Raw genomic sequence first — 14,498 nt, forward strand, 5'->3', positions numbered from 1 at the left:
TTTGACGTTTATTTAAAAATAAACATCAAAATTAAATGCTAAAGCAGTAAAAGCATACTACTTTCAGCTATTCGGCAATCATTTTTTCTTTTTCAATTAAAAAATTAAATCTTTACAAAACCAAAGGTTTTAAAATTAAAATAGCGTAATATGTCATATTTATTCACCTCAGAAAGTGTTTCTGAAGGACACCCAGATAAAGTTGCAGATCAAATTTCTGATGCTTTGATAGACAACTTTTTAGCTTTTGATAAAAACAGTAAAGTAGCCTGTGAAACTCTTGTTACTACAGGGCAAGTGATCTTAGCTGGTGAAGTAAAATCTGAAACTTATTTAGACGTGCAAAAAATTGCAAGAGACGTAATAAATAAAATCGGTTACACTAAAAGTGCTTACATGTTCGATGGCAACTCTTGTGGTGTTTTGTCGGCAATACACGAACAATCTCCAGATATTAACCAAGGTGTAGACAGAGAAAAACCCGAAGAACAAGGTGCTGGAGACCAAGGGATGATGTTTGGCTATGCAACCGATGAAACAGAAAACTATATGCCTTTAGCGCTAGAACTATCTCATAGGTTATTAATAGAGCTAGCTGCATTAAGAAGAGAAAACAAAGAAATACAATATTTACGTCCGGATGCAAAATCTCAGGTAACCATAGAATATTCTGATGACAATGTACCACAAAGAATAGATGCTATTGTAATTTCTACACAACATGATGATTTTAATGAAAGTGAAACTATCATGTTAGAAAAAATAAAAAAAGATATTATAGGTATTTTAATTCCAAGAGTGGTAGCCAAATTACCTGAACATATTCAACAATTATTTACAGATGACATTACATATCACATTAATCCAACAGGTATTTTTGTTATAGGAGGTCCTCACGGAGATACTGGCTTAACGGGACGTAAAATTATAGTAGACACTTACGGTGGTAAGGGCGCTCATGGAGGTGGTGCTTTTTCGGGTAAAGACCCCTCTAAAGTTGATAGATCTGGCGCATATGCAACTAGGCATATTGCAAAAAATTTAGTAGCAGCTGGTTTGTGTAAAGAAGTATTAGTTCAAGTTTCATATGCAATTGGTGTTGCTAAACCTACCAGTATTAATGTAGATACTTATGGAACTGCAACTATAAACCTAACTGATGGAGAAATAAGTAAAAAAGTAGAACAAATTTTTGATATGAGACCTTATTTTATCGAAAAACGCTTAAAACTAAGAACACCTATTTACTCAGAAACTGCTGCATATGGGCATATGGGCAGAACACCAGAAGTAAAAACTGTAACTTTTACAAACCCTATGGGAGAGACCGTTTCTGAAAAAGTAGAAACATTTACTTGGGAAAAACTAGATTATGTTGCAAAAGTAAAAGAAGTTTTTCAATTATAACTAATACAAATAATTTGTAATTTAATGATGCATCTGTTTATTCAGATGCATTTTTTTTTACCTAGTTCTTATACATAAAAATCGGACTTTTTATATTCATTAATACAAAGAACTAAACATAAAAAATACGTTAAAAAAACAACTGCTTTAACAATTTTTTAAGAATTATGCAATTTAGGTTTGCGTAACTTCGGAAAATTAAAATATAAACTTTTTATCATGACAAAAAAAATACTAACTAGATTACTTCTAGTTGCTTTCGTATTTGGTTTTTCTACTGAGGCAGATGCTCAGTTTTGGAAGAAAAAAAAGAAAGAAGCTCCCAAAGCGGTAGCCAAGCCAAAACCTAAAAAAGGTGCAATGCAGCCTTACAGTAAAGTGGTTACAAAAGACCACAAAACAGATGAAGGATTGTTTAAGGTGCACTCTAAAGATAATTCTTACTTATTCGAAATACCAGACTCTCTTTTAAGAAGAGAAATGTTAATGGTAACTAGAATTGCTAAAACTGCAAGCGGAATCGGTTTTGGTGGTGGAAAAACAAATACGCAAGTACTACGTTGGGAAAGAAAAAATAAACAAATCCTTTTACGAGTTGTGTCTCATAGTGTAGTTGCAGATACTGTTTTACCCGTTCACGAAGCTGTTGTAAACTCTAACCTAGAACCTATATTATTTGCATTTCCAATAAAAGCAATTAGTAAAGATTCTACTGCAACTGTTATCGATGCTACCGATTTATTTGCAACTGATGTTGCTCCACTTGGCTTTCCAAGTTCTTACAGAAAATCTTACCAAGCATCTCGTTTAGACAAGTCTCGTTCTTACATAGACAGAGTTAGCAGTTACCCACAAAACATAGAGGTAAGACATGTAAAAACGTATTTTGCAAACAAAGCGCCTTCTAATAGTGCAGTAGGTTCAATAACTTTAGAGATGAGTAATTCTATGATTTTACTACCTAAAGTACCAATGAAACGTAGGTATTTTGATGAGCGTGTAGGTTGGTTTGCTCGTTCACAAACAGACTACGGATTAGATGCACAAAAAAGTAAAACAGTAAGCTATTTAGATAGATACCGTTTAGAGGTTAAAGATGAAGATATCGAAAAGTTTAAAAGAGGTGAACTTGTAGAACCTAAAAAACAAATCGTATATTATGTAGATAGAGCTACTCCAAAAGAATGGGTTCCTTATATTATACAAGGTGTAAACGACTGGCAAGTAGCTTTTGAAGCAGCTGGTTTTAAAAACGCTATTGTAGGTAAAATGGCGCCTACAAAAGAAGAAGACCCTGAGTATAGTCCAGAAGATGTTCGCTACTCTGTAATTAGATATTTGGCTTCTCCTATACCGAATGCAAATGGGCCACACGTAAGCGACCCTAGGTCTGGAGAAATTTTAGAATCTGATATTAACTGGTACCATAACGTAATGACTTTATTGCATAATTGGTTTTTTATTCAAACAGCAGCTATCAACCCAGATGCTAGAAGTAATCAATTTAAAACAGAAACAATGGGACGATTAATTCGTTTCGTATCTTCTCATGAACTTGGTCATACACTTGGTTTACCACACAACATGGGAAGCTCAGTTGCGTATCCAGTAGACTCTTTACGTTCTGCTACTTTTACAAAAAAATACGGAACAGCTCCTTCTATAATGGATTATGCACGTTTTAACTACATTGCTCAACCTGGTGATGAAGGAGTTGCCTTAATGCCAAATATTGGCGAATATGATAAATATGCAATCGCATGGGGTTACAGACCAATTTTAGATACTGATGCAAAAGATGAAAAGCCAATTTTAGATAGTTGGATTTTAAAGCATGCAGGAGATCCAATGTATCGTTTTGGACACCAACAAGCCGGCGGTGTTGTAGACCCAAGTTCTCAAACAGAAGACTTAGGAGACGACGCTGTAAAAGCATCGATGTATGGTATTAAAAACTTACAAAGAATTTTACCAAAATTAGAAGAATGGACTTCTGAAAAAGGTGAAAACTATGAAGAATTATCTACTATGTACGGACAATTAATCGGGCAATTTAATAGATATATGGGGCATGTTTCTGCAAACATTGGCGGTGTATATGAATTCTATAAAACTACAGACCAAGAAGGTGCCGTTTACACTCATGTAGATAAAGCAAAACAAAAAGAATCATTACAATTTGTGATTGATGAATTGTTTAAAACTCCTACTTGGATGTTGGATGAAAATATTTTTAGTAAAACTGAATTTTCTGGTTCTGTAGAAAGAGTTAGAGGGTTGCAAGCTAGAAATTTAAACAATATTTTAGATGCTGGTAGAATGGCTAGAATGATAGAAAATGAAACCTTAAACGGCTCTAAAGCATATACTTTGGTAGAAATGATGAGCGATTTACGAAAAGGTGTTTGGGGAGAAATTTACACTGGTCGTTCTATAGATACTTACAGAAGAAACCTACAAAGAGCTCACTTAGATAGATTGGATTATTTATTGAATAAAGCAAAAGACCAAAGAGGGTTTAACAATGGATATTTGAAAAGAAGTGGTATTACCATTAATCAATCGGATGTTAAATCTGTTGCTAGAGGAGAGTTAAAACGATTAAGAAGAGATGTGAAAGCTGCTTCTAATAGAGGAAATACTCTAACAAGATATCACTTGCAAGATGTAGTTGATAGAATTGACCTTATCTTAGATCCTAAGTAATACAACTTTTATACTTATTTTTAAAAACCTCGCAATATTGCGAGGTTTTTTTATTGGCTTTTCTAACTAAAATTACCTTCATTTTACCTACTCAAAATTTAAAAACTACGCTATCTTTGCAGTAGATTTATCATATGAAGCATACATTACTTTCTTCTCCTCTTCAAGGTTTTACAGATTATAAGTTCAGAAATGCCTTTAACGAGTACTTTGGTGGAATTGATACTTTTTACTCTCCTTACATCCGACTAAACGGAAAAATGGTTATTAAAAACTCATATCAAAAAGATATTTTAATAGAAAATAATAACACCTTAAATGTAATTCCACAAATAATAACCAATGATGTAAATGAATTTTTATTTGTAGCTAAACATGTACAAGATTTAGGTTATAAAGAGCTAAATTGGAATTTAGGTTGTCCATATCCAATGGTTACAAAACGGGGTATGGGTTCTGGATTGATAAGTGATATTGAAACAATAGATACTATTTTAAACAGCGTTCATAAAGAAACCTCAATTATTGTTTCTATGAAAATGAGAATGGGTTACGAAAACGCAACTGAAATTTTAAAAACATTTCCTGTTTTACACAAATATCCTTTAAAAAATATTGCTATACACGCAAGAATTGGAAAACAGCTGTATAAGGGAAGTACCGATTTAGAGGCTTTTGAAAATTGCATAGCGCACTGCAACCATAAATTATATTACAATGGAGATATTACTTCTGTAAGTGCTTTTAAAAATTTGGCAGAAAGATTTCCAAGTATAGACCATTGGATGATTGGTAGAGGATTAATAGCCGATCCTTTTTTACCTAGTATGATAAAAAATGACACAACCGAATATCCAAAAGATAGATTTGATATTTTTCATGAATTTCACAATCGAATTTACAAAGAATATGATGCGGCTCTTTCGGGACCAACACCCATAAAGATGAAAATGCTTGGGTTCTGGGAGTATTTTTCTCAAAGCTTTTCAGACCCTCAAAAAACCTATAAAAAAATTAAAAAAGCACAAAACCCAAAATCATATACTAGTGCTGTTTCAGAAATCTTTAAAAACGCTAAAAAAATACACTATTAGCTTTCCCGAGAAACATCTTCATGCGAACTGTCTTTTTTAAAATCCTCTAAAATTGAACTAATAACGGCATCTATCCTATCTTTTTCTGTATTGTATTTCGGACTTAAACTTGTCTTATCAGGAAAATTCTCTATAGTAACTGTTGTAGAAGGGAAAGCAAAATCTACTCCTAAAGCTGCTGCTAATTTCACTATAGCCATATGAAGTCTGTGCTTAGAAGATTGCTCTACACCCCACGCTAAACTTTTAAAATATACATTTACCATAATTAATAAAGCAGAATCTCCAAAACCAGTAAACTCAACATTATAAGAATCTGAACGTGTTTCTGGATGCGCAATAACAATTTCTCGAACACCTTTTACAAATGCTTCGATTAGCTCGGGAGGAGTGTCGTATCGCAAACCTAAATTTGTGTTGTATCTTCTAAATAAACGTAAACCCTTATTGTTGATAACAATTTCAGACAATTTACTATTTGGTATTTGATAAACAGAAGTATCTGCAGCACGAACGCTCGTAGATCTAAATCCGACTTTTTCTACAGTTCCCACTACCTCACCAGCCTCAATCCAATCTTCTATATGAAAGGGTTTGTCAACAAAAATCATGATAGTTCCAATAAGGTTTTTAACAGTATCTTGAGACGCTAGAGCCACTGCCAAACCACCAATAGTTGCTCCTGCTAAAATAGTTTTTGGATCTACACCAAATAAAGCTATTAATCTTAAAACTCCTATAAAAATTACAATTCCAATAAAAAGATTGTGTAGAATAGGAGACAGTTGGTCGTCTAATTTATTATGAGTTTTTTCTGTAAAAACAGTATAAACTCTCATAATTACATGTACTAAATTAAGAAAAACATAGGTCCAAAAAACTACTTCTGCAATATCTATACACAAGAAAAACCAAGAGTTTGTTTCTAAACTGAATTGTAGAGATGGAAAAACTTTATTAATAAGATTGATAACTACTAAAAGTGTAATAGGTCTTGCTAATTTTTTAAGGTAATTATCTAAGGCAATATCTGTTCTTTTTGTGGTTAAAACCTGAATTTCATGTAATATTAGAAAAACAAGTTTTTTTAATAAATAGAAAACAATAACAGCTAATAGCAACAACGCAAAAACCATAAAAAGTTGCCAGTATTCTATATTAAAAAACTGTTTATGACCAATTTCTGGAACGATATCTTGTATTTTTTGAACATACCAAGGAAATACAGCGTTGTAAATTTCATCAATTTTTGCAACTGTTTCTTCAGAATAGTACCAATTTCCTTCTATCTTTTCTAACGATATTTCTGGCATTCGCAACGGAAAAAGTATGTACTTACTTTTTGCAGCATAATGAATCGTATCTTTAAAGTCATTATTTTTTGGTATTTTTTCAAAATCTACAAAAAGTCCTTTTCCATCCAATACCTTTTTTATTTTTATTGCTTTGCTTACAGCCTTCTTTTCTGGAAGACCGTACATAGTTTGTGCAGCCTTTTTGGGAGCATAACTGTCGGATTGTAAAAAAAATAAATGTGTATAAATGGTTGCATGCGGATTTCTAACATCTACTCTTGTAGAGTCTTTTTGTGCACTGCTTATAAAAGGGATTAAAAGAAGTAACCAAATTAGTTGACGCATTTTTTATAAATTTATAACATTATTTAATACTACAAATTTAAAGCATTTAGTTGTTTTTAATCAATTTACACAACAAAAATTTATCGTTTAAATAAGCACCGTTTTTTAAAATTTTTGTTCTATAAATTAAACCCTTTTTATTTTTTTTGGTCTTAACAGTATATAACTTAAAAAATAAAAACAATGAAAAAAATAGCAAGTATTATTGTATTCGCTTTTGTAGTAGTTACTACCACTAATGCACAACAAAAAAGAAATGTAAACAGACCCGTTTTAAGTGTTGCGCAACAAACAGATTTAACTGTTAAAAGAATGACCTTAGCTTTAGATTTGTCTGAGAAACAACAAGAACAACTTAAACCAGTTATTGAAAAAAACGTTTCGGAGAGGGTTTCTTTTTTAGAAAAAAATAAAGAAGCAAGAAAAGAGAGAAAAAAACCAAGTGCCAATGAAATGTATGCTTTTCAAAGCAAAATGTTAGACGGGAAAATTGCAATGAAAAACTCTTTAAAAAAGATTCTTAATAAAGAACAACTTAAAAAGTTTGAAAAAATGAAAAAGCCACGAAGAGAACGTGCTATGAGAAATATTAGAAAAGGACAAAAAAATAAGCAAAGAAATTAATTGGATTGTCTTATTTTAAAATAAACCTCTGTGTAATTATGTGTTTCATAGAGGTTTTATTTTTTACTAGAATTAATAAAAAAAATAAAAGTTGGGGTTTTAACGCTACTGCGTTAGCGATAGAACGACTTGTTTGAGCTCTTACGCATTTTTTTGCGGAAAGCGAGTAGTGAAAGCGCGGCCATTTTTGGAACGCCACAAAAATTAATCTTCTGTAAACCAACTAGAATATGTAACATAATTATTGGCTATTCTGTCTATTTCTCCAGAAATTAATTCTTTAGAAATATCTTTTACTTTTTTAGCTGGAACTCCCGCATAAATACTACCACTTTCTAAATGTGTGTTCTTTGTAACTACTGCTCCTGCTGCAATAATTACATTAGACTCTACAATACAATCGTCCATAATAATACTTCCCATACCAACCAAAACATTGTCTTTTATAGTACAGCCGTGTACAATTGCGTTGTGCCCGATAGAAACATTATTGCCAATTGTAGTGGGTGATTTTAGATACGTGGCATGAATTACCGCCCCATCTTGAATATTTACTTTATTACCAATTTTTATAAAATGTACATCGCCTCGAATTACCGCATTAAACCAAACACTGCATTGGCTACCTAAAGAAACATTTCCTACAATTGTGGCATTTTCTGCAACATAACAATCGCTTGGAATTTGAGGATATTTATTTTTAACAGCTTTAATTAATGGCATAAAAAATAGGTTCTTTAAAGAAAAATTAAATTATTGATGTTTAATTATAAGTTTTTGACCAATGGAAATTGTAGTGTCTAACAAATTATTAAACTTCATCAAATCTGTAACACTTATGTTATACTTTTTAGATAGCGCGTATAAAGTCTCTCCTTTTTGAACTATATGATATTTTAAAGTACTTTTAGTAGGAGCGTATTTTTTTTCGATTTGCTGCTTTCTATTTTTATTATTTTTTGAAGTTGTAAAACTTTTTTTAGCCTGATTATCAAACGTATACAACTTATAATCTCTTATGATTTTTAATAACTTAGATGGGTATTTTTTATCAGTTGCATATCCTGCTTTTCGCAAACCATACGCCCAGCTTTTATAATCTGTAATATCATACTTAAATAAAAAAGCGTACCTACTTCTTTGTGTTAAAAATAGTGAATGATCTTTGTAAGATGTTTCTGGATACGTATATTTTCTGAAACATTCTCCTTTTTCATCATCGTCATGATATACTCTTTCTCCTTGCCATGTGGTATGACATTTAATACCAAAATGATTGTTAGACTTAAGAGCTAATTCACTTCTTCCTCTTCCAGACTCTAAAATTCCCTGTGCTAACGTAATACTTGCCGGAATTTTATAATCGTGCATTTCTTGCACAGCAATTGGGGCATATCTTCTAATATAGGCCAGCGTTTGCGGATTAAGTCTGGCGTTGTTTTTAGCTAGTTTTTTGGTAAATGCAGTTTCATTAACCGAAGGTAATTTTGGTGGCTTTTCTTCTGAAATTACAGTTCCTTTATTCTTTTTATGTGATACTTTCTTTTTTACTCCACAACTGTGTAACACAATAATTAACAAACAACTAAAAAAAACTCTTACTTTCATTACACCTTTATAATTTCTTTATTTTTACTTTTTAACTGTTGGTTTATTCCCGCTATTCCTTGAATTCCTCCTGTATGTATTGCTAAAATTTTGGTATTTTCTTTAAAAGTATCTTTCGCTATTAAATCTAAAATTCCGAATAGCATTTTACCAGTATAAATAGGATCTAATAGAATGCCAGTTTGCTCTTTAAAACTATTTATAAAATTAATAAGCGCTTCATTATACTTTGCATATCCACCGAAATGATACCCTTTTTGAAGTTTCCAATGCTCTCTTTTTACGACATATTTTTTTACTTCTTCAGATAAAAACGCACCTTTTAAAGCTGGAAAACCAATTACTTTTTGATGCTTTTTTAGAGAATTAATAAGTCCGGAAATTGTTCCTCCTGTACCAACAGCACAACAAATATAATCGAAATTTGCATCTTCTTCTGTTAAAATTTCTTTACAACCATTTACTGCTAAGCAATTTGTTCCTCCTTCGGGAATTAAGTAAAAATCGCCCCACTTATTTTTCATTTTTTCGATAAAACCAAAAGAGTTTTTTTGACGATACAACTCTCGAGAAACAAAATTAAACTTCATTCCGTTTTCATAGGCTACTCTTAAAGTATCATTCTCTAATAATGTTTGTGCTAGATTTTTACCAAGTTCATCTCCCCGAATAATACCAAAAGTTTTTAGTCCTGCTAATTTACCTGCAACTGCGGTTGCAGCAATATGGTTAGAAAAAGCACCCCCAAAAGTTACTATTGATTTTTTTTTAAGCTTTATAGCTTCTGATATATTGTATTTTAGCTTTCTAAATTTATTTCCTGACACATACGGATGAATTAAATCTTCTCTTTTTATAAATAATGTTACCTTTTTTTGGTTTAAAAGTGGTAAAATTATTTGTTGATTTTTGGAAATAATTTGTTGATTAAAATTCATAAGAAAAAAGCCTAAAATAATAATGTAAAAAAACTTTTGCTGTTTTTATTATGATGAAAAATTAGTAATTTCTGTTTCTATCTTTTCCCATTCTTCGAAAAGTGAGTCTAAAGACGCTTTTTGTACCTTGTATTTTTCAAAAAAGTTGGGCTGTGCAGCAACTTCCTCGTAATTGTTTGCTAATTGTAAATCGATATTAGAAATTTCGGTTTCTAAGTCGGCAATTTTTGTTTCTATGTTAGAGCGTTTGTTTTGAAGTTTTTTCAACTCTTTTTCTTGCTCTTTAGTCCCTTTTTGTGCTTTTTGTTTTGAGGTATCTTTTGCTACTTTAACAACAGTTCTTTTCTCTGCTTCTCTTAGGTTTTCTAATTTGTGTTGTTCTAAGAAATAATCAATATCTCCCAAATACTCTTTTATCTCTCTATCTTTAAAACCGTAAACCGTTGTAGTTAATCCTTGTAAAAAATCACGATCATGGGAAACCAATATTAAGGTCCCATTAAAATTATTTAATGCTTCCTTTAAAACGTTCTTTGAAGCTATGTCTAAATGGTTTGTTGGCTCATCCATTATTAAAACATTAAAAGGTGATAATAATAATTTACATAATGCCAATCTATTTCGTTCGCCTCCAGAGAGTACTTTTGCTTTCTTGTCTACTGCATCGCCACCAAATAAAAAAGATCCTAACATATCTCTAACTCTCATTCTATTAGTATCTGAAGCAGCATCTTCCATAATTTCTAATACTGTTTTTTCTGGTGGTAAATGCTCCGACTGATTTTGGGCAAAATAACCAACTTCTACATTATGCCCGAGTTTTAAAAAACCCTCAAACGGAATTTCTCCAACCATCATTTTTGCTAAAGTAGATTTTCCTTGACCATTTTGTCCAACAAAAGCAATTTTACTGTTTCTTTCTATTAATAAGTCTACATTTTCCAACACTTGCTTATCTCCATAACTTTTAGATAAGTTTTGTGCTTCAATAATAATTTTACCTGGCTCTTTAGAAATATTAAAACGAACATTCATTGCCTGATTATCATCCTGATCTACCTCTATTAACTCTACTTTATCTAATTGCTTCATCAAAGACTGCGCCATTGAAGCCTTACTTGCCTTTGCCTTAAACTTATTAATTAAGTGTTGTTTTTGTTTTATCTCTTTTTCTTGATTTTTCTGTGCTTGTAGCTGTTTTTCCTTAATTTCTCCTCGTAAGAGTAAAAATTCGGAATATGGTTTTTTATAATCATAAATTTGACCAAGAGATATTTCGATTGTTCTATTAGTAACGTTATCTAAAAACATTTTATCGTGAGATACTAAAACAATAGCACCTGCATAGCTTTTCAAAAAGTTTTCTAACCAAATGATAGATTCTATATCTAAGTGATTCGTTGGCTCATCTAATAGTAAAATATCATTATTTTGAAGTAGTAATTTTGCCAATTCTATTCGCATTCTCCACCCCCCAGAAAAAGTATCTGTTAGCTTGTCGAAATCTTCTCTTTGAAATCCTAAACCTTGAAGAATTTTTTCGGTATCTCCTTGGTAATTGTAACCTCCTAAAAGCTCGTATCGTTCTGTTTTTTCTGTTAAATCTATAATTAATTGACTGTAACCCTCACTTTCATAATCTGTTCTTGAAGCCAATTGTTCATTTATAGCTTCCAACTCTAATTCTATGGCCTTTATCTCTTCAAATGCCTGATATGCTTCTTCTAATATAGTTCTTCCTTCAACAAAATCGATATCTTGTCTTAAAAATCCTATTTTAATATCTTTATCAAAAGCCATAGTACCTCCGCTGCTTTCAATATCTTTCGATAAAACTTTTAAAAGTGTTGATTTTCCTGCTCCGTTTTTACCAATTAAACCAATTCTATCTCCTTTATTAAGTTTAAAAGTAATTCCTGAAAACAAGTCAGTTCCCATAAAAGAAACTGTTAAATTATGAACGTTTAGCATGAAATGTAATAATTGTTACTGAATTAAGTTTGGAAAAAATTTACCTTTGCAAAAGTAGCTAAATTTTAAGGTTCATATGTTTAAAAAAGGAACAAAAATATACAGTGTTGTTAGAGGGAAGTGCCCTAAGTGCCACGAAGGAGACTTCTTTAAATATAAGTTTACATTCAATCCCACAAAAATTACTCAACTACATACTAATTGCAGTTCTTGTAATTTAAAATACATGATGGAACCTTCCTTCTTTTTTGGTGCTATGTATGTAAATTATGGTTTAACAGTAGCTCTTTCTGTTGCGGTTTTTATAATTTCTAAAGTTTTTTTTGGCTTAGATTTATTAACTTCATTCGCAACAATTGTGGGTGCATTAGTAATACTTGCTCCTCTTAACCTTCGTTTGTCGAGAATTCTTTGGATAAATATGTTTGTGAGTTACAAGAAGAAAGAAAAATAATTTTTTTATTATTTATTTGCAAATCTTTTAATATCAGCATCCGTATCTAGAGGTTCATTATATTCTAAATGTAAGTATAAATTTTTAGCCAAAGTTGGTGCTATCATTACTCCACGTGTTCCTAAACCGTTTAATATTGCCAAATTGTTAAACTCTTCGTGAACACCTACAAAAGGTTTTCTTCCTTTTGTAGCTGGTCTTATACCTGCTGTTTGATCGATAATTGTATACGGAACGTTTATAACCTTAGTTAATTTCTCTATTAATTCTTGCCTTCCTATATCCGAAGGCTTGGAGGTTTTGTCTGAATGGTTAAAAGTGGCTCCAACTTTGTAATAATGATCTCCTAGAGGAATTAAAAATAACGTAGATTTTAACAGAAAATCTATCTGTAATTCGGGAGCATGAATTGTTAGTAACTCGCCTTTAACTTCTTGTAAAGGTAAATACTTAAAAAATGGATTTTGTTTTACTCCATATCCTTCACAAAAAACAACTTTAGAACTCGAAATATCTTTATAGTTAACTGTACTTTTCGAAACCTCTAATTGTTGATGATCAAATTGTTCAAATCGAATTAGATTATTTTCTTTTAAGAAATTTCTATAAGCCGTTACTAATTGTAAGGTATCTACCCTACCTGTTTCATTTACAATACCAAAACCAACATCTGCCAGAACTCCAGCTACTTTTGTTTTATCTAAATGAAGATTTAAAAATCTTTTTAGCAAAGGCTTATCTGAAGCTTCAAACCAATTGTTTTGTTCTTCTAAAGATTTAAAAGCTCTTTTTATTACAATTTTTTTGTCGAGTTGTAAATGCAACTTTTCTTCTAGTTTCTTATAAAAAGGCATCGCTATATCTAACTGTTTTGCTGCATTCCAAACAGGTGTAAATCTTCTTAAATTTACAGGATTATAAACTCCTCCTGCGACTAAAGAGGATGTTTGAGAATCATCTTCGAAAACAATAAATGTTTTATTTGCTTGTTGCAATTCTTCTGCAAATGCCAAACCTGCTAAACCTAAACCAACAATAATATAATCTACCTTCATAATACAAAAATAACTAAGATTCAACTGAGTGTCATATAATTGAACTTTGAATTTAAATTGATTTTAAAAACGATAATTTAAAAACAAAAAACGTTTGCTAGTGCAAACGTTTTTTGTTTAGATTAGAATTGAAACTAGTAGTTCCACATATCAATTTCTCTATTTCTTATATCTTCTTTAATTTTATTTGCCTCTAAAAGCTGAAACAACGAGTTTCCTCTAACATAGTCTTCTATGGCTCTGTTTCCATAAATATTTTCTTCTCTTACAATAGTTGCACTAAACCTTCGTGCATTTAGTAAGTGATCGAAAGAAATTTGCTGAGACGCATTTTTAGGATTAAATACTTTTGCATCGTGTAAAACTTGTCTTGCAGACGGGAAAAAAATCCAAAACAGCTCATATAATTCTTCGTCTTCAATATCTTGCACACCAAGTGTTTGTACATCTTTTCCCATTGGAGCTAGTGCCAACATTCTATATTTTAATTCTCCCTGACGTTTATCAAAATACCACATTCCCTTAATCATATACCCAGAAATATCTTGTGTTTGTATTCTAAATGTATCAGTGTACCCATTTTCTTCACGAATGTTAACCAACCGTTGTTCTATCTCTTTTCTGGTAAGTTTAGAGGTAAAAAAAGAATCGTCATAAGCTTCTTTTATTTTTCCTTGTCTTACTCCTTTAATTAACACATCAAACAAAGACCTCCTATCTGAAGAAATATTAGTTGTATCAATTGGAAAATAATATGGTAAATTAATTTTCTGGTTTAAATCTATAAACTCCCAAACTACCTTAGACCATAAAACATCTCTATCATCTACATAACCATATGGTAAAGGACCATCGTTATCTGCTGCTAACTGCTGATCGCTTTTAACTCCAATTTCAGTTACAGATTTTGCGTTTAATAAATTGGCTTGTGCATTTAAAAAACCTGTGGTTAAAATGGTAAAAAATAATAGTACAATATTTCTAGTCATAATGCTATTTTG

General features: G+C 31.4%; 12 protein-coding genes. 5 read left to right on the plus strand and 7 right to left on the minus strand.

Going from position 1 to position 14,498, the window contains the following annotated elements; genetic code table 11:
- The first annotated feature begins 150 nt into the window (after positions 1 to 150).
- The 3 genes from metK (at position 151) to WHD54_RS04440 (ending at position 5,207) form a co-directional block, all read left to right on the plus strand.
- On the plus strand, positions 151 to 1,407 hold the full coding sequence (gene metK, locus WHD54_RS04430) for a methionine adenosyltransferase (RefSeq protein ID WP_088324387.1): 1,257 nt from the start codon (positions 151 to 153) through the stop codon (positions 1,405 to 1,407).
- A 219-nt stretch (positions 1,408 to 1,626) separates the two neighbouring features.
- Entirely contained in the window at positions 1,627 to 4,113 is a 2,487-nt protein-coding gene (locus tag WHD54_RS04435) for a zinc-dependent metalloprotease (protein ID WP_088324386.1), read from the plus strand.
- Between the two features lie 134 nt (positions 4,114 to 4,247).
- The gene (locus tag WHD54_RS04440) at positions 4,248 to 5,207 is read left to right on the plus strand and encodes a tRNA dihydrouridine synthase (protein ID WP_088324385.1); all 960 of its coding nucleotides are present in this window, start codon (positions 4,248 to 4,250) and stop codon (positions 5,205 to 5,207) included.
- Here WHD54_RS04440 and WHD54_RS04445 read toward each other — a convergent pair.
- The gene (locus WHD54_RS04445; RefSeq protein WP_088324384.1) at positions 5,204 to 6,847 is read right to left on the minus strand and encodes a mechanosensitive ion channel family protein; all 1,644 of its coding nucleotides are present in this window, start codon (positions 6,845 to 6,847) and stop codon (positions 5,204 to 5,206) included. The genes WHD54_RS04440 and WHD54_RS04445 overlap by 4 nt on opposite strands.
- A gap of 183 nt (positions 6,848 to 7,030) precedes the next feature.
- Here WHD54_RS04445 and WHD54_RS04450 point away from each other — a divergent pair, with 183 nt between their 5' ends.
- Positions 7,031 to 7,471, plus strand: coding sequence for a hypothetical protein (locus tag WHD54_RS04450; RefSeq protein WP_088324383.1), 441 nt, complete (start codon positions 7,031 to 7,033; stop codon positions 7,469 to 7,471).
- A 204-nt stretch (positions 7,472 to 7,675) separates the two neighbouring features.
- Here WHD54_RS04450 and WHD54_RS04455 read toward each other — a convergent pair whose 3' ends face one another.
- Genes WHD54_RS04455 through WHD54_RS04470 form a run of 4 tightly spaced genes read right to left on the minus strand, consistent with a single transcriptional unit; the run spans position 7,676 to position 11,988 of the window.
- Positions 7,676 to 8,194 carry a gamma carbonic anhydrase family protein gene (locus tag WHD54_RS04455; protein WP_088324382.1) on the minus strand — a complete coding sequence of 173 codons (519 nt, stop codon included), beginning with the start codon at positions 8,192 to 8,194 and terminating at the stop codon, positions 7,676 to 7,678.
- A gap of 30 nt (positions 8,195 to 8,224) precedes the next feature.
- A complete protein-coding gene (locus WHD54_RS04460) occupies positions 8,225 to 9,079 on the minus strand; it encodes a glucosaminidase domain-containing protein (RefSeq protein ID WP_088324381.1) in 855 nt (284 codons plus the stop codon).
- The gene (locus WHD54_RS04465) at positions 9,079 to 10,017 is read right to left on the minus strand and encodes a 1-aminocyclopropane-1-carboxylate deaminase/D-cysteine desulfhydrase (RefSeq protein ID WP_198943162.1); all 939 of its coding nucleotides are present in this window, start codon (positions 10,015 to 10,017) and stop codon (positions 9,079 to 9,081) included. Before WHD54_RS04465 ends, WHD54_RS04460 begins: the two co-directional genes overlap by 1 nt.
- Positions 10,018 to 10,065: 48 nt before the next feature.
- Complete coding sequence (locus WHD54_RS04470) at positions 10,066 to 11,988, minus strand: ABC-F family ATP-binding cassette domain-containing protein (RefSeq protein WP_088324380.1); 1,923 nt, start codon at positions 11,986 to 11,988, stop codon at positions 10,066 to 10,068.
- A 76-nt stretch (positions 11,989 to 12,064) separates the two neighbouring features.
- On the opposite strand from WHD54_RS04470, the gene WHD54_RS04475 reads away from it, so the two are divergent.
- The gene (locus tag WHD54_RS04475; RefSeq protein WP_088324379.1) at positions 12,065 to 12,442 is read left to right on the plus strand and encodes a DUF983 domain-containing protein; all 378 of its coding nucleotides are present in this window, start codon (positions 12,065 to 12,067) and stop codon (positions 12,440 to 12,442) included.
- 8 nt (positions 12,443 to 12,450) lie between these two features.
- On the opposite strand, the gene WHD54_RS04480 is transcribed toward WHD54_RS04475, so the two are convergent.
- Together WHD54_RS04480 and gldN are read right to left on the minus strand one after the other, a co-directional pair.
- Positions 12,451 to 13,497, minus strand: a complete 1,047-nt coding sequence (locus WHD54_RS04480; RefSeq protein ID WP_088324378.1) for an NAD(P)/FAD-dependent oxidoreductase — start codon at positions 13,495 to 13,497, stop codon at positions 12,451 to 12,453.
- Between the two features lie 134 nt (positions 13,498 to 13,631).
- Positions 13,632 to 14,486: a gliding motility protein GldN gene (gene gldN, locus WHD54_RS04485; RefSeq protein WP_088324377.1), complete on the minus strand. Its 855-nt coding sequence runs from the start codon at positions 14,484 to 14,486 to the stop codon at positions 13,632 to 13,634.
- Positions 14,487 to 14,498: the final 12 nt, after the last annotated feature.

The organism is Polaribacter tangerinus (assembly GCF_038024095.1).
GTDB classification, from domain to species: domain Bacteria; phylum Bacteroidota; class Bacteroidia; order Flavobacteriales; family Flavobacteriaceae; genus Polaribacter; species Polaribacter tangerinus.